Annotated in this window: 17 protein-coding genes; 10 read left to right on the top strand and 7 right to left on the bottom strand. The window is 74.5% G+C overall.

What is annotated here, in order from left to right; genetic code table 11:
• The first annotated feature begins 59 nt into the window (after positions 1 to 59).
• From WCD41_RS28170 to WCD41_RS28150, 5 genes are all read left to right on the top strand, one after another.
• On the top strand, positions 60 to 803 hold the full coding sequence (locus WCD41_RS28170; protein WP_337718560.1) for a pseudouridine synthase: 744 nt from the start codon (positions 60 to 62) through the stop codon (positions 801 to 803).
• 139 nt (positions 804 to 942) lie between these two features.
• On the top strand, positions 943 to 1,692 hold the full coding sequence (gene cmk / locus WCD41_RS28165) for a (d)CMP kinase (protein ID WP_337718559.1): 750 nt from the start codon (positions 943 to 945) through the stop codon (positions 1,690 to 1,692).
• 30 nt (positions 1,693 to 1,722) lie between these two features.
• Positions 1,723 to 3,105, top strand: coding sequence for a ribosome biogenesis GTPase Der (gene der / locus WCD41_RS28160; RefSeq protein ID WP_337718583.1), 1,383 nt, complete (start codon positions 1,723 to 1,725; stop codon positions 3,103 to 3,105).
• 39 nt (positions 3,106 to 3,144) lie between these two features.
• Positions 3,145 to 3,738 (top strand): TIGR03086 family metal-binding protein, encoded by a 594-nt coding sequence (locus WCD41_RS28155; protein ID WP_337718558.1) that lies wholly within the window; start codon positions 3,145 to 3,147, stop codon positions 3,736 to 3,738.
• A gap of 20 nt (positions 3,739 to 3,758) precedes the next feature.
• Positions 3,759 to 6,644: a TIR domain-containing protein gene (locus WCD41_RS28150; RefSeq protein WP_337718557.1), complete on the top strand. Its 2,886-nt coding sequence runs from the start codon at positions 3,759 to 3,761 to the stop codon at positions 6,642 to 6,644.
• 26 nt (positions 6,645 to 6,670) lie between these two features.
• Here the strand turns inward: WCD41_RS28150 and WCD41_RS28145 are convergent, their stop codons facing one another.
• On the bottom strand, positions 6,671 to 7,405 hold the full coding sequence (locus tag WCD41_RS28145; protein ID WP_337718556.1) for a hypothetical protein: 735 nt from the start codon (positions 7,403 to 7,405) through the stop codon (positions 6,671 to 6,673).
• Between the two features lie 149 nt (positions 7,406 to 7,554).
• Here WCD41_RS28145 and WCD41_RS28140 point away from each other — a divergent pair, with 149 nt between their 5' ends.
• The 5 genes from WCD41_RS28140 to WCD41_RS28120 all read left to right on the top strand — a co-directional run bounded on the left by WCD41_RS28140 (position 7,555) and on the right by WCD41_RS28120 (position 10,866).
• Entirely contained in the window at positions 7,555 to 7,953 is a 399-nt protein-coding gene (locus tag WCD41_RS28140; RefSeq protein ID WP_337718555.1) for a hypothetical protein, read from the top strand.
• A 36-nt stretch (positions 7,954 to 7,989) separates the two neighbouring features.
• Positions 7,990 to 8,355 (top strand): hypothetical protein, encoded by a 366-nt coding sequence (locus tag WCD41_RS28135; protein ID WP_337718554.1) that lies wholly within the window; start codon positions 7,990 to 7,992, stop codon positions 8,353 to 8,355.
• 831 nt (positions 8,356 to 9,186) lie between these two features.
• Positions 9,187 to 9,354, top strand: coding sequence for a hypothetical protein (locus WCD41_RS28130; protein ID WP_337718553.1), 168 nt, complete (start codon positions 9,187 to 9,189; stop codon positions 9,352 to 9,354).
• A gap of 147 nt (positions 9,355 to 9,501) precedes the next feature.
• On the top strand, positions 9,502 to 9,750 hold the full coding sequence (locus tag WCD41_RS28125) for a hypothetical protein (RefSeq protein WP_337718552.1): 249 nt from the start codon (positions 9,502 to 9,504) through the stop codon (positions 9,748 to 9,750).
• A gap of 12 nt (positions 9,751 to 9,762) precedes the next feature.
• Complete coding sequence (locus tag WCD41_RS28120; protein ID WP_337718551.1) at positions 9,763 to 10,866, top strand: hypothetical protein; 1,104 nt, start codon at positions 9,763 to 9,765, stop codon at positions 10,864 to 10,866.
• A 4-nt stretch (positions 10,867 to 10,870) separates the two neighbouring features.
• Here the strand turns inward: WCD41_RS28120 and WCD41_RS28115 are convergent, their stop codons facing one another.
• The 6 genes from WCD41_RS28115 to WCD41_RS28090 form a co-directional block, all read right to left on the bottom strand.
• Positions 10,871 to 13,498 (bottom strand): helix-turn-helix transcriptional regulator, encoded by a 2,628-nt coding sequence (locus WCD41_RS28115; RefSeq protein WP_337718550.1) that lies wholly within the window; start codon positions 13,496 to 13,498, stop codon positions 10,871 to 10,873.
• 102 nt (positions 13,499 to 13,600) lie between these two features.
• A complete protein-coding gene (locus WCD41_RS28110; RefSeq protein WP_337718549.1) occupies positions 13,601 to 17,356 on the bottom strand; it encodes a hypothetical protein in 3,756 nt (1,251 codons plus the stop codon).
• Positions 17,353 to 18,339, bottom strand: a complete 987-nt coding sequence (locus WCD41_RS28105) for an FHA domain-containing protein (protein WP_337718548.1) — start codon at positions 18,337 to 18,339, stop codon at positions 17,353 to 17,355. The genes WCD41_RS28110 and WCD41_RS28105 overlap by 4 nt, the downstream gene beginning before the upstream one ends.
• Positions 18,332 to 19,159, bottom strand: a complete 828-nt coding sequence (locus WCD41_RS28100) for a CBS domain-containing protein (protein ID WP_337718547.1) — start codon at positions 19,157 to 19,159, stop codon at positions 18,332 to 18,334. Before WCD41_RS28100 ends, WCD41_RS28105 begins: the two co-directional genes overlap by 8 nt.
• Position 19,160: 1 nt before the next feature.
• Positions 19,161 to 21,527 (bottom strand): FHA domain-containing protein, encoded by a 2,367-nt coding sequence (locus WCD41_RS28095; protein ID WP_337718546.1) that lies wholly within the window; start codon positions 21,525 to 21,527, stop codon positions 19,161 to 19,163.
• Between the two features lie 27 nt (positions 21,528 to 21,554).
• Positions 21,555 to 23,123: a protein kinase domain-containing protein gene (locus WCD41_RS28090; RefSeq protein WP_337718545.1), complete on the bottom strand. Its 1,569-nt coding sequence runs from the start codon at positions 23,121 to 23,123 to the stop codon at positions 21,555 to 21,557.
• Between the last annotated feature and the right edge of the window lie 30 nt (positions 23,124 to 23,153).

Genomic DNA, 23,153 nt, shown 5'->3' with positions numbered 1-23,153 from the left:
CCGCGGATGTGACGAGACGGGCTGCGTACGCTGGAGAACCGGTCGAGCGGAGGAGCGGCGTGAGCGGGTCGGGTGAGGGCGTTCGCCTGCAGAAGGTGCTGGCGGAGGCGGGGGTGGCGTCCCGGCGGCAGGCGGAGATCCTCATGCGGGACGGCCGCGTCGAGGTCGACGGCAAGGTCGTCAAGGAGATGGGCATCCGGGTCGACCCCGAGACGTCCGTCATCCACGTCGACGGGTCGCGGATCGTCACCGACACCGAGACCGTGCACCTCGCGCTGAACAAGCCCGAGGGGATGCTCTCGACGATGTGGGACGACCAGGGCCGGCGCTGCGTCGGCGACATCGTCCTGGAGAAGGCCGAGGGCCAGCGCCTGTTCCACGTCGGGCGGCTCGACGCGGCCACCGAGGGCCTGCTGCTGCTGACCAACGACGGCGAGCTCGCCAACCGGCTGATGCACCCGTCCTACGAGGTGCCCAAGACCTACGTCGCCGAGGTGCGGGCGCCGATCCCGAAGGATCTCGGGCGCCAGCTGCGCGCCGGTGTCGAGCTCGACGACGGCCCGGCGGCCGTCGACAGCTTCAAGGTCATCGACCGCTCGGGCGCGCGGGTGATGGTGGAGCTCGTGCTCCACGAGGGCCGCAAGCACATCGTGCGGCGCATGCTCGAGGCCGTCGACAAGCCGGTCCAGCGCCTCGTGCGCACCGCCGTCGGCGACGTCCGTCTCGGCGAGCAGCGCCCGGGCACGCTCCGTAAGCTCGGCCGAGACGAAGTCGCCTCGCTGTACCACGCCGTGGGGCTCTGACCCCCTCTCGAGCCGGCGAGTGCGTGGCGTTACGGACACTGAACGTCTGCGGCGCCACTCCGCTGACATTTCGGCGGGCGCGCAGGGCACAATGGTCTTCCGAACGCAGAGTGGTCGACGTTCGGGAGGCACACGGGTCATGGACGGGACGCTGCGCGGGGTGGTCGCCGTCGACGGGCCCTCCGGGACGGGCAAGTCGACCACCGCCCGCGGGCTCGCGATGCGACTCGATGCCCGCTACCTCGACACCGGGGCGATGTACCGGGCGGTCACGCTCGCGGTGCTGCGCTCGGGCCTCGCGCTCGACGTCGCCGCCACCGACGCGGACGGCGCCGACGACCTCGTCGCCGTGGCGCTCGGCGCGCGGGTGACCGTGTCGACCGACCCGGCCGAGCCGCGCGTGCAGCTCGACGGCGAGGACGTCGCGGCCGAGATCCGGGGCACGGCGGTGACGGGTGCGGTGTCGGCGGTGTCGGCGCTGACCGCGGTCCGGGCCCACCTCGTCGACGAGCAGCGGCGTATCGCCGCGCAGGCGATCGAGGACGGGGCCGGCATCGTGGTCGAGGGGCGCGACATCGGCACGGTCGTGCTGCCGGACGCCGGGCTCAAGGTGTTCCTCACCGCGTCGGAGCTCGTCCGTGCGGGGCGGCGCACCGCCGAGGACAGCGCCGCGGGGCGGGCGGACGCGCCGGACGCGCGGACCGACCTGGCCCGGCGCGACAAGCTGGACTCCTCGCGGGCGGCGTCGCCGTTGCGGCCCGCCGACGACGCGGTCGAGGTCGACACCTCCACCCTGGACATCGACGGCGTGCTCGACCGGCTGCAGGGCCTCGCCGGGGACCGGGATATGATCGTCGGCTTCGCCGACGCAGGAGTCGGCTCTCACTAGGGACACAGATTGAACGAGGAAGGGCCCGCTGTGCTCGCCGACGGCGACACGGACACGGGCAACCACAGCGACGACGCGCGTCCGGTGCAGCCGGTGCTCGCCGTCGTCGGACGCCCCAACGTCGGCAAGTCGACGCTGGTCAACCGCATCCTGGGCCGCCGCGAGGCGGTGGTCCAGGACGTCTCGGGCGTGACGCGTGACCGCGTCGCCTACGACGCCCTGTGGAACGGGCGGCGGTTCACGCTGCTCGACACGGGCGGCTGGGAGCCCGACGCCAAGGGCATGCAGGCCGCGATCTCGGCGCAGGCCGAGACGGCGATGGCCACCGCGGACGTGATCCTGCTGGTGGTCGACGGCCAGGTCGGCGCGACCGCGGTCGACCAGGCGGTCGCGCGCACCCTGCGCCGCTCGGACCGCCCGGTGATCCTGGCCGCCACGAAGATCGACGACTCGCGCGGCGAGGGCGAGATCGCGGCGCTGTGGCGCCTCGGGCTCGGCGAGCCGCACCCGGTGTCCGGGCTGCACGGGCGCGGCTCGGGTGACCTGCTCGACATCGTGCTCGAGGCGATGCCGGAGAGCCCGCGCGACGATGTCGACCTCACCGGCGGGCCACGGCGCGTCGCGCTGGTCGGCAAGCCGAACGTCGGCAAGTCCAGCCTGCTCAACCAGCTCACGGGCGAGACCCGCTCGGTCGTCGACGCCGTCGCGGGCACCACGACCGACCCGGTCGACTCGCTGGTGGAGATCGACGGCGAGGTCTGGAAGTTCGTCGACACCGCCGGCCTGCGCCGCAAGGTCGGCCAGGCGTCGGGCACCGAGTACTACGCCTCGCTGCGCACGAAGGCGGCGATCGAGGCCGCCGAGGTGACGGTGCTGCTGCTCGACGCCTCGGAGCCGATCAGCGAGCAGGACCTGCGCGTCGCCTCCCAGGTCGCCGAGGCCGGCCGGGCGCTCGTGCTCGCCATGAACAAGTGGGACCTCGTCGACGAGGACCGCCGCTACGCCATGGTCCGCGAGCTCGAGCGCGCGCTCGTGCGCTTCCCCTGGGTGGAGCGGGTCAACATCTCCGCGCGCACGGGCCGGTCGGTGCAGAAGCTCGCGCCGGCCATGCGCACGGCGTTGGAGAACTGGGACCGCCGGGTGCCCACCGGCCAGCTCAACCAGTGGATCTCCGACATCGTCGCGGCCAAGCCACCGCCCGTCCGCGGCGGCAAGCAGCCGAAGATCCTCTACGCCACGCAGGCGCAGAACCGGCCGCCGACGTTCGTGCTGTTCACCTCCGGCTTCCTGGAGGCCGGCTACCGGCGCTTCCTCGAGCGCAAGCTACGCGAGACGTTCCCGCTGACGGGCACGCCGGTGCAGATCAACGTGCGCGTGCGGGAGAAGGGCCAGCGCGGCGGCCGCAAACGCTGATACCTTTCCAGGACCATCCAGTCCTGAGAGGTGATCACCATGCACGATCTCGGTCCCGCGGCCCGGGAGCTGTCCCGGATCACCGCGCACGTCGGCGACGGCGACCTCGACCGTCCGACGCCGTGCGGTGACTGGCGGGTGCGCGACCTGCTCGGTCACCTCCTCGCCTTCGCCACGCACTTCATCGGCGTGGCGCGGCACGAGGCACCCGGGGCCGGCGGGGCGCCCCACGAGCTGACCGACGACTGGCGCGCGGTGCTCGACGACCGCCTCGTCGAGCTCGCGGCCGCGTGGTCGGAGCCGTCCGCGTGGGAGGGCGCGGGCAGCGCCGGCGGCCTGACGATGCCCACCGCGGAGCTCGGCGTCGTCGCCCTCGAGGAGCTCGTCCTGCACGGCTGGGACCTGGCGCAGTCGGTGGGGACGAAGATCGCGGTGCGGGACGAGGACGTCGCGATCGTCGCCGGGTTCGTCGCGCAGTTCGAGCACGCCGACCAGGACGCGCGCACCGGGCTCTACGGCCCCGTCGTGCACACCACGAGCGGAACGGAGCTCGAGCGCGTCCTCGCCCTCGCCGGTCGAGACGCGACTTTGACGGCCGACGGCGGGACCTCGACAATCACCAGCACGAGGTAGGGCGCCGCGCGGGGGGCGGGATGGCGGACACGACCGGGCCGTCGCCGAGTCCCACGCCCGCATCACTGGACGCGTTCGTCTCCTACTCGCGCCGCGACGCCGAGGCCGTCATCCCGTTCGTCGACCGGGCCAAGGCCGCCGGTCGCACCTTCTGGATGGACGCGGACTCGATCCCGCCGGCGGCGCCGTGGCGCACCGAGCTGGGCACGGCCATCGAAGCGGCCGACGCGGTGGTCTGCTGCCTGAGTCCGGCCTGGCTGAAGTCGTCCGAGTGTCGACACGAGTTCGAACGCGCCGTCGAGCTCGGCAAGCGGCTCGTGCCCGTCGGCGTGGGAGACGTGGAGAACCCGCCCGACGAGCTCGGCGCCCTCCAGTGGATCGACGCCAGGAAGGGTCGGTCTCCCGATGACGTGGTCGCCGCCATCCTCTCGGCGATCGACACCGACCCGGAGCGGGTGCGTGAGCACACCCACTGGCTCTCCCGGGCGTTGCGATGGGAGACACGCGACCGGGACCGCTCCCTGCTCCTGCGAGGAAAGGATCTCCGCGCCGCCGAGGACTGGCTCATGCGTGGCGGCACTGAGCCGTCGGCCGTTCCCCAGCAGGTCCAGCTCGTCGCCGCCAGCCGTCGAGCCGAACGCAGCAGGCTCCGCACCACGATCGTCGTCGCGCTGACGACGGTCGTCCTCCTGGCGGTGCTCGCGGGCGTTGCTCTCCTCCAGCGCTCCGAAGCGGTCCGTCAACGCGATCAGGCCGAGTCCCGGGCACTCGCGGCAGCCGCGCAGACCCAGCTGGACGTCGACCCCGAGCGCTCGGTGCTCCTGGCTCGCCTCGCCTGGTCGACCGCCCCGACCAGCCAGGCGACGGACGCCCTGCGTGCCGCACTCCAGCGGTCCCGGGTCCGGGCCGGCGCCGATGCCCACCGGGCGGCGGTGTCCGGGGTCGCCTGGTCTCCCGACGGCGCGCTCGTGATCACCTCGGGCCGCGACGGCGGCGTCGCCGCGTGGGACGCCTCGAACGGCGGGCCGCGCGGGTCGTTCGGGGTCGGGCCAGGAGCCGTGCAGCGCCTCAGCGCGGCACGCTCGGCGCCGACCGGGGTGGCGACGACGGACGCCGGCAAGGCCGTGCTCTGGTCCGTCGATCCCACGACCGGCGTGCTGGTCCTCCGCGCCGTCCTCGTCGAGACGGGTGCGACGGAGGCGACCACCAGCGAGGACGGCCGCGTCATCGCCGTGGGGATGTCGGACGGCACGGTCCGTACCTGGACCTCGTCCGGCGCCCCGTCGATCACCGTGGGCTGGGCACGGGCTCCGGTCCGGTCGGTCGCCCTGTCGGCCGACGGCTCCACCCTGCTCGTCGGCACCGAATACGGCGAGGCGATGGTGGGCCGCATCGAGGCGGTGGCGCCCCTGGTCCTCGCTCCGTACGACGCCCCGGTGTCGACCTCGCAGCTCTCCGCGGACGGGTCGACCGCGCTGACCGCCGCCGACGACGGCGCCGCGTCGCTGCGCAGGACGACCGACGGAGCACCCGTCCTGGCGCTCCCTTCGGCGTTCGTCGTCGCCCTCGACCGCGCGGGGGGCGCCGTCGTGGTCGCCCAGGTCTCCGGCCAGGCCGACCTGTTCCGTGTCGGGCAACCACCGCGCAGGCTCCTGGCCCCCGGGGCGCCCGCCACGGACGCCCGCTTCTCCGTCGACGGCACCGGAGTCGTCGTCACCGGCCTCGACGGCAATCTCTGGGTCTGGAGGGTCGCCGACGCCCGCGTGCTGATCGAGACCCGCGGTGCCGCAGGCTCCGCCACCCGGGGGGAGATGTCGCCGGACGGCCTCCGTGTCGTCACCGGGCACGGGACCGGGGCCGTGCGCCTCTGGGCCCTGCCGGATCAACCCGTCGAACTCCCGCTGAGCGGCACCGACACCCTGCCCCCCGCGGGCGTCGACTTCTCGCCGGACGCGGCCACCGTGCTCACGGCGTCGGAGAGCGGGATGGCGCGGGCGTGGGACGGACGGTCCGGAGCAGAACTGCCGCTCGGGACCGCGTGCCTGACCCCTCCGCGGGACCCCGGGTGTCTCGCGGCTCGCACCCTGTCCACACAGGGTCGGCTGACTCGCGCGCGGTTCAGCCCCGACGGCAGGCTCATCGTCACGAGCGCACAGCAGGGGAGCCTCGTCGTCTGGGATCGCGAGATCGCCGGCGTCGTCGCCCGTCCTCCGGATGTCGGCGGACCGATCGACGATGTCGCCTTCTCTCCCGACGGTCGGCAACTCGTCACCGCCGAGCGTCGTGGCGTCAGCCGGCTCATCGACGTGGCGAGCGGTCGGGTGGTCGGCGAGCGCATCCTCTCGCCGCGGGGCATCTACACCGCATCGTTCACTCCTGGCGGCGGCTCGGTGGTCGTCGGCGGAGCCGACGGGCTCGTCCACGTCTGGGACCTCGGCTCCGGCGAGGTGCGCGTCGCCGCCGACGCGGGTGACGGCGTGCTCGACCTCGCCGTCGATCCGGGCGGGACCCAGGTCGCCCTGGCGGTCGGCGACCAGGTCCAGGTCATCGACCTCGACGACGGTCACCGGGTGCTGACGCTGTTGGGCCATCAGGGCTTCGTGACGGACGTCGAGTACGCCTCGCCGGAGGCACTGATCGTCAGCGGTGCCATGGACGGCTCCGCCCGGGTCTGGGACGCCCGGACGGGAGACGAAGCGGCCGTCTACGACGTCCCCGGGGGCGACGTGACCGCGGTGGCGGTGGACCGCACCGGCCACCGGATCGCGGCCGCCTCGAGCGCCGGCAACGCCTTCGTCTTCGAGTGCGAGGTCTGTCGCAGTGGTGCGGAACTGGAGGCGCTCGCCGCCGCACGCGTCACCCGCCCCCTGAGTCCCGAGGAACGAGCACGGTTCGCCGTTCCGTAGTCGACCGGCCCCGTGCCGGTCGGGGGTCAGAACCAGTCGTTCCAGATCGGCTCGACGCCCCCGAACTCGTGGGTCCGGATGCGACCGTCGCCGTAGGTCACCTGCTGCTCGTAGTGGTAGGTCCCCACGCCGTCGTAGACCTGCACGGGCTCGGTCGCGTGAATCACCGCGTTCTTCCAGTCGGCACCCGGCGGGAACGTCTCGTGGAACACCTCGGGATCGTTCTCCCACGAGGCGAAGAGCATGACCCGGCCGTCGTGGTACCGGAAGATCTGCAGGTTCCCGTGGTGGAGCAGGACGTTCTCCTCGACGGGCTTCGGCTCCGGTGGGCTGCCCGCGTGTCCCTCGTTGCGGGCGTCGCCGGCGTTGTCGGCGCTCCCGGCGTGGCCGTAGTTGCCCGGGTTCGGGATCTCCACGACGTCCCCGTAGTCGTTGACCACCACCCGCACCGTGGAGCTGCGACCGTCCGCCTCGTGGTACTCGCGGGTCGCCGTCCCGTCGGGGTGCACCACCGTCGTGCGCAGGCCCATCCCGTCCGCGCCGTAGTCGACGGTCGTCCGCGTGCCGTCGGGAGCGACGGTGACCTGCACGAGCCCGCCGTTCGGCCCGTCGCGCATCGTGACGATGCTGCCGTCCGCGAGGACGGCGCTGCCGTCGGGCCGGATGAGGTCGCCCGGGGTGGTGTCCGGGTCCTCGCCGGCCTCGCCGGAGGACTCGGGTGCGGCTCCCGTCCGGCTCGACGACGACCCGGGACCAGGCACCGTCGGCCTCCCGGTCGGTCTGGGTGAACCACCCGTCGGCGCGACCGGCCATCTCGGTGGTGCCCCCGTCGGGGTCGCCGTAGCTCGACGTCCACGAGCCGTCCGGGTACCGGGTCTCCACCTGCGGGACCTGACCCGGGACGCCGAGGGTGGTCGTCACGGTGCCGCGGCCGTCGTCGGACTCCTCGGACCAGCTGCCGTCCGGCGCGACCGTGCGTTCGGTGCGCGCGCCGTCGGGGGCCACCGTCGTCGTGGTCCGCTCCCCGTCCGGTTCCTGGGTGACGGTCACGGTGGCGCCCGTGGCCGGGTCGACCGACGTCTCGACGGTCGGGAGCACCGGCGCCGCCGCCCAGCTCGTCGCCGAGCCGTCGTCGTGGTGGGACTCGTGGTGGACCGCCCGTCCGTCGGCGGCGATCGTGAAGGCGTCGGTGTCGCCGTCGGGGAACGTGAAGATCCGTGTCGTGGAGCCGTCGCGGTTGGCGACGTCCTGCGTGGTCAGCCGCACGGTCTCGACCCCGCCGTCGGAGGACGTGATCGTGGCGACGTAGCCGCCGCCCTCGCTCGCCCGGACCACGGTGTCGACCATGAGGCCGCCTCCGGGACGGTCGACGGTGCGGAACACCTGGTCGGGTCGGGACTCGCTCGGTCCCCACTCGCCCTGGGTCCAGCTCCCGTCGGGACGTGTCAGCTCGGAGGCGAAGCTCTCGCCGGCGACCGCGGCCGCGACGGTGCCGTCGGGGGAGGTGCGGACGGTGGTCTCGGCGCCCGCCTCCTGCGTGCGCTCGACGGTGGTGCCGTCGCCCTCGGCCCAGGTCTCGGTGACGACGCCCGTGGCCGGGTCGGTCGTGCGCGTGACGTCGACCGTCGTGCCGTCGCCGCGCGTGACGAGCACCGACTGGCTGCCGTCGGGAAGGGTCGTCGGCACGCTGCTGACGACGCCGCCGTGGTAGCTCCCGGCCGGCTCGGTGTCGGTGCCGGGCCCGGTACCAGGGCCGGGGCCGCTGACGGGGGCGGTCGGCGGGGCGGTGGCGCCCTCCCCGCCGGCCGGCGCGCCGGTCTGTTCGCCGGTCGGCGCGGGTGCGGTGGTCCAGTGGGCGTGGCCCGGGCCGCTGTAGCGGTCGAAGCGGGGCCGGTCCTCATCGTTGCCGAAGGTGTCGGTCGTGCCGTCGGGCCGGACGATCACCGCGTACGTCGTGGTGCCGACGTCGCGGGAGCCCATCCACACCGGGGTCACCGATCGGGTGCCGTCCGGCGCCTGGACGGTGAGGGACGCACCGTCGACCCCGGGGACACCCCAGCCGTAGGACGAGACGGTGGTGCGGCCCGCAGCGTCGGTGTCCTCGACGCGGTAGAGGCTCCAGCCGCCGCTGACGTCGTCGCGGACGTAGGTCGAGTAGGCGACGACCTCGCTGCGGGTGCCGTCGGGCCGCTCGGTGACCTCGGTGTACGAGCGGTCGGCGGAGTTCTGGTGGTAGGTGGTGACGACGGTGCCGTCCGGATGGGTCGCCGTCGTGCGGTCGGGTTCCATCGTCCCGTCGGCGCCGGGACGCCACAGCAGCTGCACGCTCGTACCGTCGGGCTCGGTGCTGCGGTCGGTGACGAGGCCCGTGAGGCGGTCGGTGCTGCGGACCAGGTCGCTGGTGGTGCCGTCGGCGTAGGTGACGCGCACGGTCGTGCCGGACACTCCCTCGGAGACGACCTGGTGGCCCACGACCTGACCGTGGGCGCCCGTCAGGGAACCGTCGACGACCTGCTGCACCGCCGGCGGCAGGTCGTCGGTGATGTCGCGCTCGCCGGGCACCGTCGAGCCGTCGTGGGTCACCGTGCGGTGGTCGACGACGTGGCCGTCGCGGTGGGTGACCGAGACGGTGTCGCCGTCACGGAGGACGACGGTGGTGGTCCGCGAGCCGTCGGGGTTGTCGGTGTGGTGCACGGTCGCGCCGCCGTAGCCGGTCACGGATCCGTCGGGCCCGACGACCTGCAGCGTCGCGAGGTCCGTGCCCGGGACCAGGTGGACCTCGACGTAGTTCTGGGTCAGGTCCGCGGCCGTCTCGTCGATCGCGAACAGCAGGTTGTCGTTGTCCGGGGTCGGAGCGGTGATCCGGACGTCGACGGTCGCCCCGTCGGGGTGCTCGGTGTGCGAGAGCGCCTCACCGCCCCACTCGCCGAGCACGGTCGTCGTCCCGTCGGGCGCGACGGTCGTCCACGTCCCGGTCGCCGCACCCAGCGCCGGGTCCCAGGTGTGGGTCCAGACGGTGCCGTCCGCCCGCGTGATGCGATCGGTGAGCTCGCCCGTCGCGGGGTCGGTGGCGCGCTGCGCGGTCTCGGTCGTGCCGTCGCCGTAGGTGTAGCGGACGGTGCTGCCGTCGGCGCCGACCTCCTGGGCGACCACGCCGCCGTGCAGGCCCGCTGTCGAGCCGGCCACCGCGGCCGCGACCGCCGGCGTCACCGCAGGCCGGACGTACATCTCGGTGGGGACGGCGCCGGTGGGTGTGGGCGCCGGGCTCATGACGGGGCCGACGGGCGCTGCACCGTCGGCGGGGCCGTCCGCGAGGCCGTCGGTGGTCGCGGGGGTCTCGCCGTCGGTGTCCGGGGCTGCCGCCGGGGTCGTCTGCGCCGTCTGTTCCGTCTCCGCGGTCGCCACGGGTACGGGCTCCTCGACCGCGGGGCTGCTCGCTGTCTCGCCCGTCGGCACGGCCGGAACGGCCACGTCCGGTGACGGGGTCGGCGCGGGCGGCGTCGGCGACGGTGTCGCGCGCTCGTCGCCGTCGCTCCCGGTCGGCGCGGACGAGCCGTCGCGCGCGGTGGCGGTGCTCGAGGACTCCTGGTCGTCGGTCTGCCGCTCGCGCTCGGACGCCGGAGCGTCGTCGGTGTCGTCGTCGGTGTCGGAGTCGGAGCTGCTGCTCTCGGAGTCGCTGTCCTCGGAGTCGCTGTCCTCGGAGTCGCTGTCCTCGGAGTCGCTGTCCTCGGAGTCGCTGTCCTCGGAGTCGCTGTCCTCGGAGTCGCTGTCCTCGGAGTCGCTGTCCTCGGAGTCGCTGCTCTCGGAGCTGCTGCTCTCGGAGCTGCTGCTCTCGGAGCTGCTGCTCTCGGAGCTGCTGCTCTCGGAGCTGCTGTCCTCGGAGCTGCTGCTCTCCGAGCTGCCACCGGAGTCGCTCCCACCGCCGTCGGCGCCGACGTCGCCGCCGAAGAACAGCGCCGAACGGGAGAGGCGCTCCTCGAGCCGCGCCGGCGCGTGCGCCGCGGTGTCCACGACGAGGGTGCGCAGGGTCGCCATCGCCTCGTCGTCGAGACCGAGCTCGGCCGCCACGGCGTCGGGACGTTCGCGGACGCCACGCGCGAACTCCGCGTCGACGGCCATGCGTTCGAGCGCGGTGCGCAGCGGAGTCCCGGTCATCGATGTCCCCCCGGAGTCGGACCTTCCGGGCGAGGATCGCGAGATCGGACGGGGGTGTCTGCGGTAGTCGACTACGGCACTGTGCGCCCGACGACCGCCGCCGCCAGGCTCGCGCGGTCGGGGACGCCGAGGCGTGAGCACGCCCGGTAGACGTGGCTCTCGACCGTGCGCACCGACACGTGCAGCCGCGCGGCGATCTCGCGGTTGGTGAGGCCCTCGGCGGCGAGGATCGCGACCTCCCGCTCGCGGATGCTGATGGGCAGCGGGGCCCGAGCGGCCTCCAGCGCCGGGGTCCGGGCGCCCTCGCAGCTCGCGGCCAGACGCTCGGCCTGCTCGACGGCGCTCGCGGCGGCGGGCAGCCTGCCCTGCTCGCGTGCGATCACCGCGGCCTGCGCCGCGGCGTCCGCCGCGGCCAGCACGAGGTCGCACGCCTCCAGCGCGTCCGCGGCCTCGAGCAGGCCACCGGCGTCGCGGGACGCCAGGGCCCGGGCGTGGGCGCTCGTCGCGGCGGCCCGGGGCGTGCCGAGGCGACGGGCCAGGGCGCCCAGGGCGTCGGCCTGCTCCCGGTCGCCCAGCCGCACCGCGACGTGCCGCGCCGCGACCTCGGCGGCGTACGCACCCCGGCGGTGCGAGTCCTCGGCAAGGCTCACGGCGTGCCCGACGGCCTCGTGACGTGCCCCGCGGGCGGCGGCGATCCACGCGCGGGCGAGGGTGACCTCACCGTCGAACACCAGGATCCCGTCCTGGTGGACCCGCACCGCGGTGTCGACGGACGCCGCGGCCGCGGTGGTCTCGCCGAGCATCGCGTGGGCCTGCGCGAGCCGGCCGTGGAGCCACGACGACCATCCGCCGCCGTGGCCCGGGAAGCTGGTCAGGACGCTCTCGAGCAGTCGCGCGGCCGTGCGCGGGCGGCCGGTCTCGACCGCGACGCTGCCCTCGAACAGCCCGCTCCAGGTGGCGCTCTGGGAACCGGTGAGCTGCCGGACCCACGCGAGCCGGTCCTGGGTGACCTCCGGCGTCCCGGCGTAGAGGGCGTCGATCAGCTCGCCGAAGCCGATGTTGCCGAGCATCACTGCGGTCTCCGGGGCGAGCCTCGCCGCGTCCATGCCGCGCGCCACGATCGTCCGGACCCGCTCGGAGTCGCCGCCCTGCAGGGCCAGCACGTACGAGGCGGCCCAGCACGTCCAGCTGAGGACCTGCGGGCTCCCGATGCCGCTGTCCAGCAGGGCCAGGGCGTCCCGGACGCCCGCGGCGACGTCGCCCCCCACCGCGCGCAGCACCATCCGGCACACCGCGGTCTCGGGCCGCCCCGGGGAGTGGACCTCCTCGGCCTCGATGGCGGCCAGCCCCTCCTCCCGGCGGTCGAGCACGAAGAACAGCATCTGCACGCGCACCAGGAAGGCGCGCATCCGGTCGTCGCCGGTGGTGGCCATGTCCATGGCCCGGGCGAGCGCGGCGACGGTCTCCTCGGTCCGCAACTGCCAGCCGAGCAGGAACGCCAGGCTCAGCTGGGCGTCGAAGCCGCCGCCCGCGTCGACGGCAGCGCGCAGGAGGCGTTCGGCGAGCACGAAGTCGGTCAGGCCCATCGCCTGCGACGCCGACAGCGTCAGCAGCGCCGGGTCCTTCGCGATGTCGCTGTCGAGGTCGAGCACGGCGCGGCGCAGCTCGTCGCCGGCGCGACGGTTGCCGGTGCCGCTCAGCGCCCGCGACAGCTCGCCGCGCATGCGCCGGGCCCGAGGGATGCTGAGGTGACCCCGCGCGGCCTCGCCGTAGAGGGGATGGCCGAGGCGGACCTCGGTGCGCAGGCCGTCGGTCTCCACCGCGACGAGCCCCCGCTCGGCCATGCGCTCCACGGCCTCGGCGTCGGCGAGCGTGGTGAGCATGGTGAGCCCGAGCGGCTCGCCGAGCGCCACCAGATCGAGCACGCGTCGTTCCTGCTCGTCGAGGGTGCCGATCCGGGCGTCGATCAGGTGCTCGAGGGCGGGGGAGAGCACCGGGTCGCCGTCCCACTCCCAGCCGGACCCCGAAAGGGCGAGACGGCCCGCGGCGATCTCGCCCTCCACGATGTGCCGCAGCCACAGGACGTTGCCCAGGGTCACCTCGTGCAGGCGGCGTGCCCCGCGGGCGTCGAGATGACCGCCGAGCACCGACCGGAGCAGCAGGGTGGTCGCCCGCTCGTCCATCGGCGGGATCTCGATCCGTGTCGCCGCGCCGTCCTTCCAGAGCGCGGTGACGGCGTCGGGGCAGCGTTCCCCGGTCCGCACGGTCGCCACGACCCGCACGGCACGTTCCATCGCGAGCTCGTGCAGCAGCGTCGCGGACGTCGCGTCGAGCATGTGCGCGTCGTCGACGAGCAGGATGGTGCGCGGCCCGCCGGCGCGCAGCGTGGCGGCGACGCGGGCCAGCGCGGACACGGGAGCGTCGCCGTTGCCGGCCGTGGCGTCGTGCCCGTTCAACCAGGGCGCGAAGGCGCCCAGGGGGATGTCCCGCGCCGACGCGGTCGCCGTCGCCACCGCCGCGCGGTCGTCGGGCACGAGGCGACCGACGAGCTCGCGGGCGAGCCGGCTCTTGCCGACCCCGGCGACGCCGGCGACGACCACGGCGCCGTCGCGCTCCAACGCCGACGCGACGGCCCGCAGTTCGGCGTCGCGTCCGGTGAACGGCCAGGACCGGCCGGGGGCGGTACTCGGGGGCACCACGGTCCTCCGGGTCCTCCGGAAACGGATGGATGGGGTGGGTCCGGAAGTCTGCCGCAACACCCCCGAATGTGTGAAGCCAGGGTGTGCTGCGTGGGGGAGTCGCTACGCCTGGCCCACGACCTCGGTGGCCGCCTGGGCGAAGGCGCTCGCCATGGCCCCGATGCCGGTCGGCGCGGCGGGCGGCGGGAACCAGCCGGCGTCGTCGGGGTCGACCTCCGTCTCAGGCTCCGTATCGGGCATCGGGGTGAGCGGTGGGTCGACGTACTCACCCAGGGTCCCGGGTACGTCCTCCGTGCTCTCCGACGAGCCCGAGTCGCCCGAGTCGGCGTCCGCGGCGGCGTAACCGGCCTGCGCGTCCTGCGAGGTGACCGGTCCCCAGGCCGCCGAGTACTCGTACTCCCGGCCGGTGTCCCACGACCTCTCGTCGCCGGGCTCGACGTCCGGCACCGTGGGGTCGTACTCGACGCCGGGCTCGGCGCCGTCCGGGCCGCCGAACTCCGCGCCGGCCGGAAGCCACACCGGGCCGGCGAACCCGGGGATCCAGCGTCCTGCCTCGCCGGTCCCGGGGTCGGTCTCGGGGGCGAGCTCGAGAGCCGTCTCCTCGCTGCCGGCCTGACCGATCGACAGGCCGCCCACCAGCTGACCGAGCAGCCCGTCGAGCTCGGGGGCGACCGGTGGCACGACCGGCTCCGAGCCGGGCACCGGGCGACCGTCGGGTCCGACGACCTCGTGGGAGATGAGCACGCCCGCGGCGTCGAAGGTGTCGACCGTCGTGTCGCCACCCGGGAAGCCCGACGAGCTGATGATGGTGCCGTCCGGGAGGAAGTGGTCGGTCGAGGTGAAGCCCGAGACCGCGTTGCGGGTGACCGTCTTCTCGCCGGTCTCCCCGTCGATCTCGAAGAACTCCGTGTCGCCGTTCGGGAAGATGACGCTGCCGCGGCCGTCGCCGTCGGCCTCGAAGGAGGACGACGACGAGGTGCCGTCCGGCGACCGGGACATCGTCGTGAACCCCCCGTCCGCCTCGCGCATCATCACGTTCGTCGTGCCGTCCGGGGTCGTGATGCGATCGGTCGTGATGCCGCTCGCGGGGTCGAAGACCTCGGTACGGACCGTGCCGTCGGGGAAGACCTCCCGGCCGGTCGTGGTGCCGTCCGGTGCCACCGACTCGCTGGCCGTGGTGCCGTCGGGCATCTGCGTCTCGCTGGTGGCCGTGCCGTCGGGCTGCACGAGGGTCCGCGACAGCGAGCCGTCGAGGTTCGTCTCGGTGATCCGGGTGAGCCCGGTCGGATCGACGGTGGTCGTCGTCGACGTGCCGTCGGGTGCGAAGACCGCGTCGGTCCGCGTGCCGTCCGGGAACGTCGTCGTCGTGGTGGTGCTGCCGTCCTCGTCGACGGAGGTCTCGATGATCGAGCCGTCCGGCTGCGGACCGTCGCCCTCCATCCCCTCGGCGCCGGCGGTCTCCCCGCCCGTGCCGTCGATGTCGAACCCGCCCGGGGTGAGGCCGCCGGGGTGGTGGCCCGGCGCCAGGGTCGGCATCCCGCCGCCGTCGGCGGGCATCGTCGCGTTCTCCAGGAACACGGGCATGGGCATGATCGGCCCCGGCTCGGGCCACGCCTCGTGCGAGATCGGAGCCCCGGCCCTGTCGAACGTGAAGGCCTCGGTGCGTCCGCTCGGGAAGGTGTAGATCCGGGTCTGCGTCCCGTCGATGTTGTCGATCTCCTGGACGTCGAGGCGCACCGTCTCCGAGCTCCCGTCCTCGGTGACGACGACCGCGCGGGCGCCGCCGTCGGCCGTCGCGGTGACGGAGGTGACCTCCGAAGCGATGCCGTCGAACCCCGCCGTCTGCGTGGTGAACAGGGCGTCACCCGGACCCGCGACCCCGTCGACCGCCTTCCAGTCGGTGTCGACGACGGTGCCGTCGGTCCGGATCTCGTGCTCCTGGAGGGTGTCGAAGTCCCAGTTGCGGGTGGTCGTGTTGCCGAAGGGATCGGTCAGCAGCTCGGCGCCGCGCCCGTCACCGACGACGTGGAAGACCTGCGTGCCCTCGGGCGAGACCCAGCGGTCGACGATGCCGTCCGGCGTGAACTCGCGCGTCACCTCGACCGCGTTGCCGTCCGCGTAGGTGACGAGGTGGGTGGTCGACCCGTCGGGGTTGGTGCCGGTCTCGACGCTGCCGATCTCCCCACCGTGGTAGACGTTCGCCCCGGGTACGGGGAACTGCAGCGGCGGCCGGTCGCCCATCCCGGGGAGCGGGTCGTGGCCTTCGTGGGCGATCGGGATGCCGGCGTCGTTGAACGTGAACGTCTCGGTGCGGCCGTCCGGGAACAGGTAGACGCGGCTCGTCGTCCCGTCGGCGTTCTCGACCTCGCTGACGTCGAGCCGCGCCGTCACCGACCGGCCGTCGGCGTCCATGCTGAAGGCGACGGCGCCGCCGTCCTCCGTGGCGGTGACGCTGATCAGCCCGGCGAAGTCGCCGTTCTCGTCGTTCGTGTCGATGGTGAACAGCCCGGAGCCCGGCACCGGCTCGGTGAACTCGCCCGACCAGGAGACCTCCTGGCTGGTCCCGTCGTTCGGCATGACCGTCTCGTTCATCGTTCCCGACGAGAAGTCGATGTGGCGCGCGGTGACGGTGTTGTCGGGTTCGGTGACGAACTCGACCCGGGTGGGGGGCGTGAAGATCTGCGAGATCTCGGTGCCGTCGGAGAGCCTGGTGTCCAGGACGGTGTCGCCCTCGTCGTTGAGTCGCTCCGTCTGGATCCCGGTGGTGCCGTCGTCGTAGGTGATGACGGTCTGGCGGGTGCCGTCGTCGGCGGTGATCACCTGCTCGCGGACCGCGCCGCCGTGGTAGGTGCCGTTCGGTTCGTTGCCGGACTGGGGGTAGCCGAGCGGGGAGTTCGGGATCGTTCCGGGAGCCATGACCGGCCCGGCCACCCCCGTGTCGGCGATGTCCTGGACGTCGTCGAGACCGTCCCCGCGCGCGTCGTCGTCGGCGAGGAACGCCCGGTCCTGCTCGAGGTCCTGGTCGGCGTCGTCGCCGGCGTCCTGGTCGGTGTCAGCGTCCCGCCCGAAGAGGGCGTCCTCGAAGGTCCGGCCGCCGGTGTCGCCCTCGGCCCGCGAGGGGGTCTCGTCGGCAGGGCGGCCGTCGTCGGTGCCGTCCCGGTCGTCGCCCGCGAGCAGGCTGAACCAGTCGTCGTCCGCGGCCGCGTCCGACGGGCTGGCGACGGGACCGGCGACGGCCGGTGGCGCGCCGTTCTCGGTGCCGGCGGGCACGGCCGGTTCCGTGGGCGTGGGAGCCGCGGCGGCCGGCCCGGGCTCGGTGGCCGGCGGCGCCTGTCCCTGGGGCTGGGCAGGCTGCTGAGCGGACCGGTCGGGCTCGCGGGTCGTCTGCTCCGACGACGTCGAGTCGTCGTCGGACCCGGTCCCGGACCGCGACTCCGCCTGCTCCGAGGACCGGCTCTCGGACTCGCTGCGGCTGCTGCGGTCGTCGGAGTCGGAGCTGCTGTCGGACTCACGCCCCGACCCGCTGCTGTCGGAGTCGCTGCTGTCGGAGCTGTCGGAGTCGTCGCTGCTGCTGCTCGAGCTGCTGGAGTCGTCGCCCCCGGAGTCGCTGCCGGAATCGCCCCCGGAGTCCCCGCCGCCCATGTCGCCGCCGAAGACCAGCGCGGACCGGGAGAGCCGTTCCTCGAGGCGTTGGTGGGTGCGCGATCGGGTGTCGACACGCGCGCCGACCAGCGGCGCCAGCGCGCCCGGGTCGAGCCCGTACTCGGCCGCGACGGCGTCGGGGTCCTCCTTCACCCGGGCGGCGAAGGCGGGGTCGCTCGCCATGCGGGCGACGACGGTCTTGAGGGACTCGGTCACGACGATCCTCCCGGGGCCGTCGCGACGCGCAGGTGCGCGGCGACGTGCTGGTCGCGCTCGACGAACGCGACGAAGACGGCCTTGAGTGCGGCTTCGAGCTCGGTGCCGGCCTCCTCGACCACGGCGGCACCGTGCTGCTGGAAGGCGGCGACACCACCGCGCAGGGCGGCGACCACGCGTTCGACGAGACGCCGGTCCTCGACGGCCACGAGTTGCGAGGTCGGGTCCGCGTCCGCGGTGTGCAGGCGCCCGCGCAGGGCGGCGACGCCGTCCCGGGCCCGGGTGTGGTCGGCGAGGCGGCGCATGCGGGGCACGCGGGAGGCGAACGCGTCGAGGGGACGGTCCGTGGCGCAGAACGCGAAGGTCAGCGACCCGAGGCGGGAGAGCGTGCCGTCCAGGAGGCGGTCGGTCGCGGCGTTGAGGGCGTCGTGCGCGTCGAGGCGGGCCGCGGGGGCCGCGTCCTCCACCGCGAGCAGGTCACCGAGCTCGGCCACCCGCTTGGCGGCGTGCACCCAGGCCGCGTACAGGCCCCGCAAGGGGATCGCCCGCAGCCGACCCTCATGCAGGACCACGCCCCAGGCGGTCCCGAACGTCGGCGGCGCCGCCGGGTCGCTCGCCGCCGGCGCGCTGCGCCGGATCGCCGGCGGGAACGGCTTCGCTCGGGGCACAGGAGGACGCGGGATCGCCGTCCACGCCACCGTGCTCGTCCCGACGGTGATCTCGTCGCCGGGCGCGAGGACGCGCCGGGTGACCTGCTCGTCGCCGATCCAGGTGCCGTTGCCGCTGTCGAGGTCGACGATCACGATCGCGTCGCCGTCGGCCTCGAGGCGGGCGTGCCGGCGGGACACCATGCGGTCGGCGATCTCGATCTCGGCGCGGGCGGGGTCCCGGCCCAGGTGCACGGGCAGGTTGACGACGCACGGCCGCGCAGCGACGCCCTCCGGGTCACGCACGGCGAGCCGGACCCGCACCTTGTCAGCCACGGGAGGTCCCGGCGCTCGCGGCGCTGCGCGCCGCCGCCGCACGCGCGCGGACAGCGGCCATGCGGGCGGCGGCGTCCGAGGTCGTCGACGCGGCCGCCGCCGCTGGTGCTGCTGTCGGCGTTGCTGCCGCCGGTACCGCGGTGCGCGCGGCGTCGGGCGTGCGGCGCTGGGCAGGTGCCCCGGCCGGCCGGCGGGCACCGGCGCGGGCGGCTGCCGCGCGGGCGGCAGCGGCGCGCGCGACCGCGGGGGAGGCGGCGGCGGGTGCGGGCGCGGCGGGGTCGGCCGCGGCGGGGGCCGGAGTCTCGGGCGTCGTCGGTGTCGCCGGCGTCGTCGCAGGCGCGCCCGCGGAGGCCGGGGCGGTCGCCGCCGGCCCCGAGGCGGCGTGGGCGAGAACGGCGCGGCAGAGATCCGTGCGCGAGACGGTGCCGACCACCCGGCGGCCCTCCAGCACGGGGATGCGTCGCAGGTCGCGTTCGAGGAGCACCACGGCGGCGGCGGCGACCTCGACGCCGCGGGCGATCGTCACGGGAGCCCGGACGACGAGGGCGTCGATCGGCTGATCGGCCCGGTCGCGGCCCTTGGCGACGAACGCCTCGAACGCGTTGTCCAGCGTGTTGCCCGCCGCGGCGATCTCCGCGGCGTCGGGCAGGACCGCGCCCAGCAGATCGGTCTCGGTGAGCACGCCGACGAAGCGGTCCTCGGCGTCGAGCACCGGGAGCATCCCGGCACCGGAGGCGGAGAGCAGCTCGGCCGCGTGGCGCACGGTGCTGCCGAGGCGGACGGAGTCGGGATAGCGGGTCATGACCTCGTCGATCAGCACGTCATCTCCTCGGCAGGTAGGTGAAGTCGGTCGCCTTCGGTCGCGCCGGCGGGCGGTCGTCCGTGCGGCCGGGCAGGTAGGTGGAGTCCGTCGGGCGGGGCTTCGACGTGCCCGCCTCCGGCGTCTCGGCGGGCGGATCGGGCAGCTCGGGCTCGGGCTCTGGCGGGGTCGATCGTGGCGGGGGCGGTGGTGGCGGGGCGGCATCGCGCCGGGGCAGGAACGTGGCGGCGACGGCCGGTGCCGGGGGCTGGGTCGGTGCCGGTGCCGGTGCCGGTGGCTGGGTCGGCGGTGGGGCACCGACGCGTGGCTGCGGACCGGTGGGAGGCCTGGCGTCGATCCGCGGCTGGGGGCCGGTGGGCATCGGCGGGGGCGCGGGGCGTCGCGGTGGCCGTCCTCGGGGCGGGCCGGACGGCGGTCCGGACGGGCCGCCGGGGTGACCGGGAGCCATCGCGGCGGCAGGCGTCCCCCTCGCCGGGGTCGGCGGGGGAGGCGGCGGCAGGGTCGCCGGGGGTGCGGTCGCCGGGGGTGCGGTCGGCGCCGGGTCCGGGCGAGCCGGGGCGGCATCGGGCGTCGGGACCCCGCGGGTCTCGCTGCCCACCGGCGCCGGCGCGGCCGGAGCCGCCGACTCGGCGGGCTCGGCCTTCTTCGCCCTCCGCGCCTTCATCCGGCGCACCAGCTTCTGGACGCGCGGGAACCAGGCCGGGAAGAGGATCAGCAGCAGTCCGCCGACCACGACCACCGTGAGCCAGGGCTGCGGTACGTACTGCCGGGCGAAGTCCCCGAGCCGCGACTCCCACATGAGGATCGACATACCGAGCATCGCCCACAGGCAGACGAACGCGAGCACGCCGAAGATCAGCAGGCCGACCTGCTTCGGACCGGGCCGGCGCCGGGCCTTGACGTCGGAGATCAGGCCTCTCGGGAAGTACGCCGAGGCCTCCTCCTTGAGGCGCGGGGTGCGCAGGGCGTCGGCGAGCGCCTGGTAGCCGTCGAGCGGGACGAGCGGGATGAGGTTGAACAGGGTGTTGAGGTAGAGCCCCGCCGCCAGCGTGTAGGCGACGCCGGAGACGGTCGGGTTCGGCGACGCCACCGCCACGCCCGACGCGACCCCGGCGAGCCCGAGGGTCGTCAGGGGCCCCGAGATCGCGACCACGATGCGGGAGTACGAGGTCCCGAACCACATGTCCGAGGTGTCGACGAAGGCGAACGGCATCCCCATCATCAGCAGGAAGCCGCCGCGGTTGACGCGGCGCCCGTAGGACTTCACCGCGAGCGCGTGGGCCGCCTCGTGGATGGCGGTGGCGACGACGTACGCCGCCGTCGTGACGACGAGCCCGACGATCCCGGCGCCGCCGAAGTCGAACAGCTGGGTCTCCCGCGAGCCGTAGACGAAGGCCGCGAGCCCGGCGATCGTCACGAACCACGTCAGGAACACGGCGAACGGCGAGAAGAACCGCCACATCCCGCCGTGGTAGAGCCGTTCCATCAGCGGGTCGATGTTCTTGATCGACAGCTCGATCTTGATCAGGTGCGCGACCAGCCACTTCCCGAACCGGCGCCAGGCCGACAGCTCCTCGGCGTCGTCCTTGAGGCCCCGGACGAGCCCGGCGTCGGAGAAGGAGCGCACCGTCGACTCGATGCGTGGCAGCGCCAGCTCGCCGTACTGCTCGAAGTAGGCGAACAGCAGGTCGCGCATCGTGTTCTCGCCGTCGAGGCGCTCCCAGAGGAAGACGTCGCGCTCGTCGAGCGTGAGGTACTGGTTGGTGGCGGTGGACCGCAGCACCCACGAGCCGCGCCGTCCGGGGATCTCCTTGAGCGCCCACCCGGAGCGGCGTCGCGGGCGGGCGTCGAGCGGCTCGGTGGCCTGGGGCGCCTCGATCGACGGCGCGGAGCCCGCCGCGACGCCCAGCATCGTCCCGGCCGCGCCGGGCTGATCGCTGCCGAGCTTCGTCCGCGACCCGATCTTCGTCGAGCGCGGCTGCTCGAAGAGGGCCTCGACGTCACCGATGAAGACGGTGGCGCCGTCGGGCAGGACGACCGGGGTGTTCGGGGCGAGCTCCTGCTCGGGGCGGCTCAGCGGCCGCAGCGCGGTCCCGTTGGAGGAGCCGAGGTCCTCGAGGAGGAACCCCTGCTTGGTCCGGGTGATCCGCGCGTGGCGGCGGGAGATGCTCGGGTGGTCGATGACGACGTCGTTGCCGGCCTCCCGGCCGATCGTGACGGTCTCGGCCTGCACGGCGAAGCGCTCCGGTCCCCAGGCGAGGATCGGGGCGTCGAAGGCGGCGACGCTCGCACCTTTGCGCAACGTCCCGCACCGCAGGCAGTACGGGAAGTCGCGCCGGACGTGGATGTGGCACGCAGAGCACAGCACGGTCGGCTCCTCGCTGGTGTCCGGGCGCTACTTGACGACGAGGTCGTCGCCGCCGTTGCCGCAGGCGCAGCCGCCGTAGTTGGTGTTGACGTCGGGCTCGCCACCACCACCGCCACCGCCGGACCCGGACGACGACGAGCCGGACGAGCCCGAGGAGCTCGAGGACCCCGAGGAGCTCGAGCCCGACGACGAGGAGCCCGAGCCGGAGCCGGACCCCGACGGCGGCTGCGGGAGCGGCGCCGGCGTCGCGATCGGGGCGGGGTAGGGCACGGGAGCGGGGGCCGGGGCGACCTGGCCGGCGCCCGGCGTACCCGGGGGAACGATCGCGCCCGGCGCTCCGACCGGTGCCGTTCCCGGCGCGCCGGGTGTCCCCGGAGCCGCGGGCCCGCCTGCTGTTCCGGGGGTTCCCGGTGCCCCCGGCGTCCCCGGAGCCTGCCCGCCGCCGGTGGCCGTCCCGCCCGCTCCGCCGGGGGTCCCCGGGCTGCCCGGGACGGTGCCGCCGCCTCCGGTGGCCCCCTCGCCCGTGGTGGCGCCGGTGCTGCTCGACGTCGAGGTCGTGAGCCCGATCGAGGGCACGCCCCCCGAGCTGGCGACGATGATCCCGCCGACGAGCAGCGCCATCGCGGCCGCGCCGAGCCCGATCTTCAGGCCGAGTCGCGAGCCCGCCCCGGCGGCGCCGAGGGTCGTGGTCGCGATGGCGGAGGCGCCGATCGGGGCCGCGGCGAGGGGGAACAGCAGCGCGAGCAGGGCGGCCCGCTCGGCGAGCTTCCGGCGTCCGCGCTCCTCCCAGTCCGGGCCGTAGGCGGCGACGGCCGCGGCCTCGAGCTGGGCGAGGAACGCCGCGGCGTTCACCGGGCGGTAGAAGGGGTCCTTGGCCATGCCGCGCGAGACGAGCCCGCGCACCGGCTCCGGGATGCCGTCGACGGGGATCGGGGCCATGGCGTGCTGCCGGCGCAGCATCTCCGGGTCGCTCGACGGGTACGGCGGCAGGCCCGTGAGGCACTCGACGAAGCAGGCGGTCGCGGCGTACAGGTCGGAGCGCACCGTCGCGACGCCGTCGGACCACTGCTCGGGCGCCATGTAGAGCGGCGTCCCCGCGCTGAGCACGTCGGCACCCGCCCGCCCGGCGATGCCGAAGTCGGTGAGCAGGCTCTGCCCGTCGGCGTCCACCAGCACGTTCGCCGGCTTGTAGTCGCGGTGCACGACGCCGCGGTCGTGGGCGGTGGCGAGCCCGCGCAGGGACCCGGACAGGACGGCGAGCGCCGCCTCGGGCTCAGTGGGGCCGTGCTCCTCGAGCATCTTCTTGAGCTCGACGCCGTTGACGAGGTCCATCACGATCGCGGCGCCGGCGCCGCTCTCGACGTACTCCCACAGACGCACGACGTGCGGGTCGGCGACCGCGACGAGCGTCTCCGCCTCGGCGCGGAAGTCGGCGCGGAAGCCGGGGTCGGCGAACAGCTCGGGGGAGAGGTGCTTGATCGCGACGAGGGTGCCGCTCTCGTGCTCGGCGAGCACGACGGTGCCGGTCGCGCCACTGCCGAGCTCGCGGATCTCCCGGTAACCGGGGATCGTCCAGGGGCTCGCGATCGCCGTCATGGCTGGGGAACTCCTCTCCGGGCCGCCGCG

This window comes from Actinomycetospora aeridis (genome assembly GCF_037400275.1).
Taxonomy (GTDB): Bacteria; Actinomycetota; Actinomycetes; order Mycobacteriales; family Pseudonocardiaceae; genus Actinomycetospora; species Actinomycetospora aeridis.
This window is presented reverse-complemented; position numbering and strand designations above follow the sequence as displayed.

Coding starts and splice junctions, on each gene's coding strand:
- cmk (WP_337718559.1), top strand. CDS start 943: ATGGACGGGACGCTGCGCGGGGTGGTCGCCGTCGACGGGCCCTCCGGG.
- WCD41_RS28135 (WP_337718554.1), top strand. CDS start 7,990: ATGAGGCCGCCTCCGGGACGGTCGACGGTGCGGAACACCTGGTCGGGT.
- WCD41_RS28130 (WP_337718553.1), top strand. CDS start 9,187: ATGTCGCGCTCGCCGGGCACCGTCGAGCCGTCGTGGGTCACCGTGCGG.
- WCD41_RS28150 (WP_337718557.1), top strand. CDS start 3,759: ATGGCGGACACGACCGGGCCGTCGCCGAGTCCCACGCCCGCATCACTG.
- WCD41_RS28090 (WP_337718545.1), bottom strand. CDS start 23,123: ATGACGGCGATCGCGAGCCCCTGGACGATCCCCGGTTACCGGGAGATC.
- WCD41_RS28155 (WP_337718558.1), top strand. CDS start 3,145: ATGCACGATCTCGGTCCCGCGGCCCGGGAGCTGTCCCGGATCACCGCG.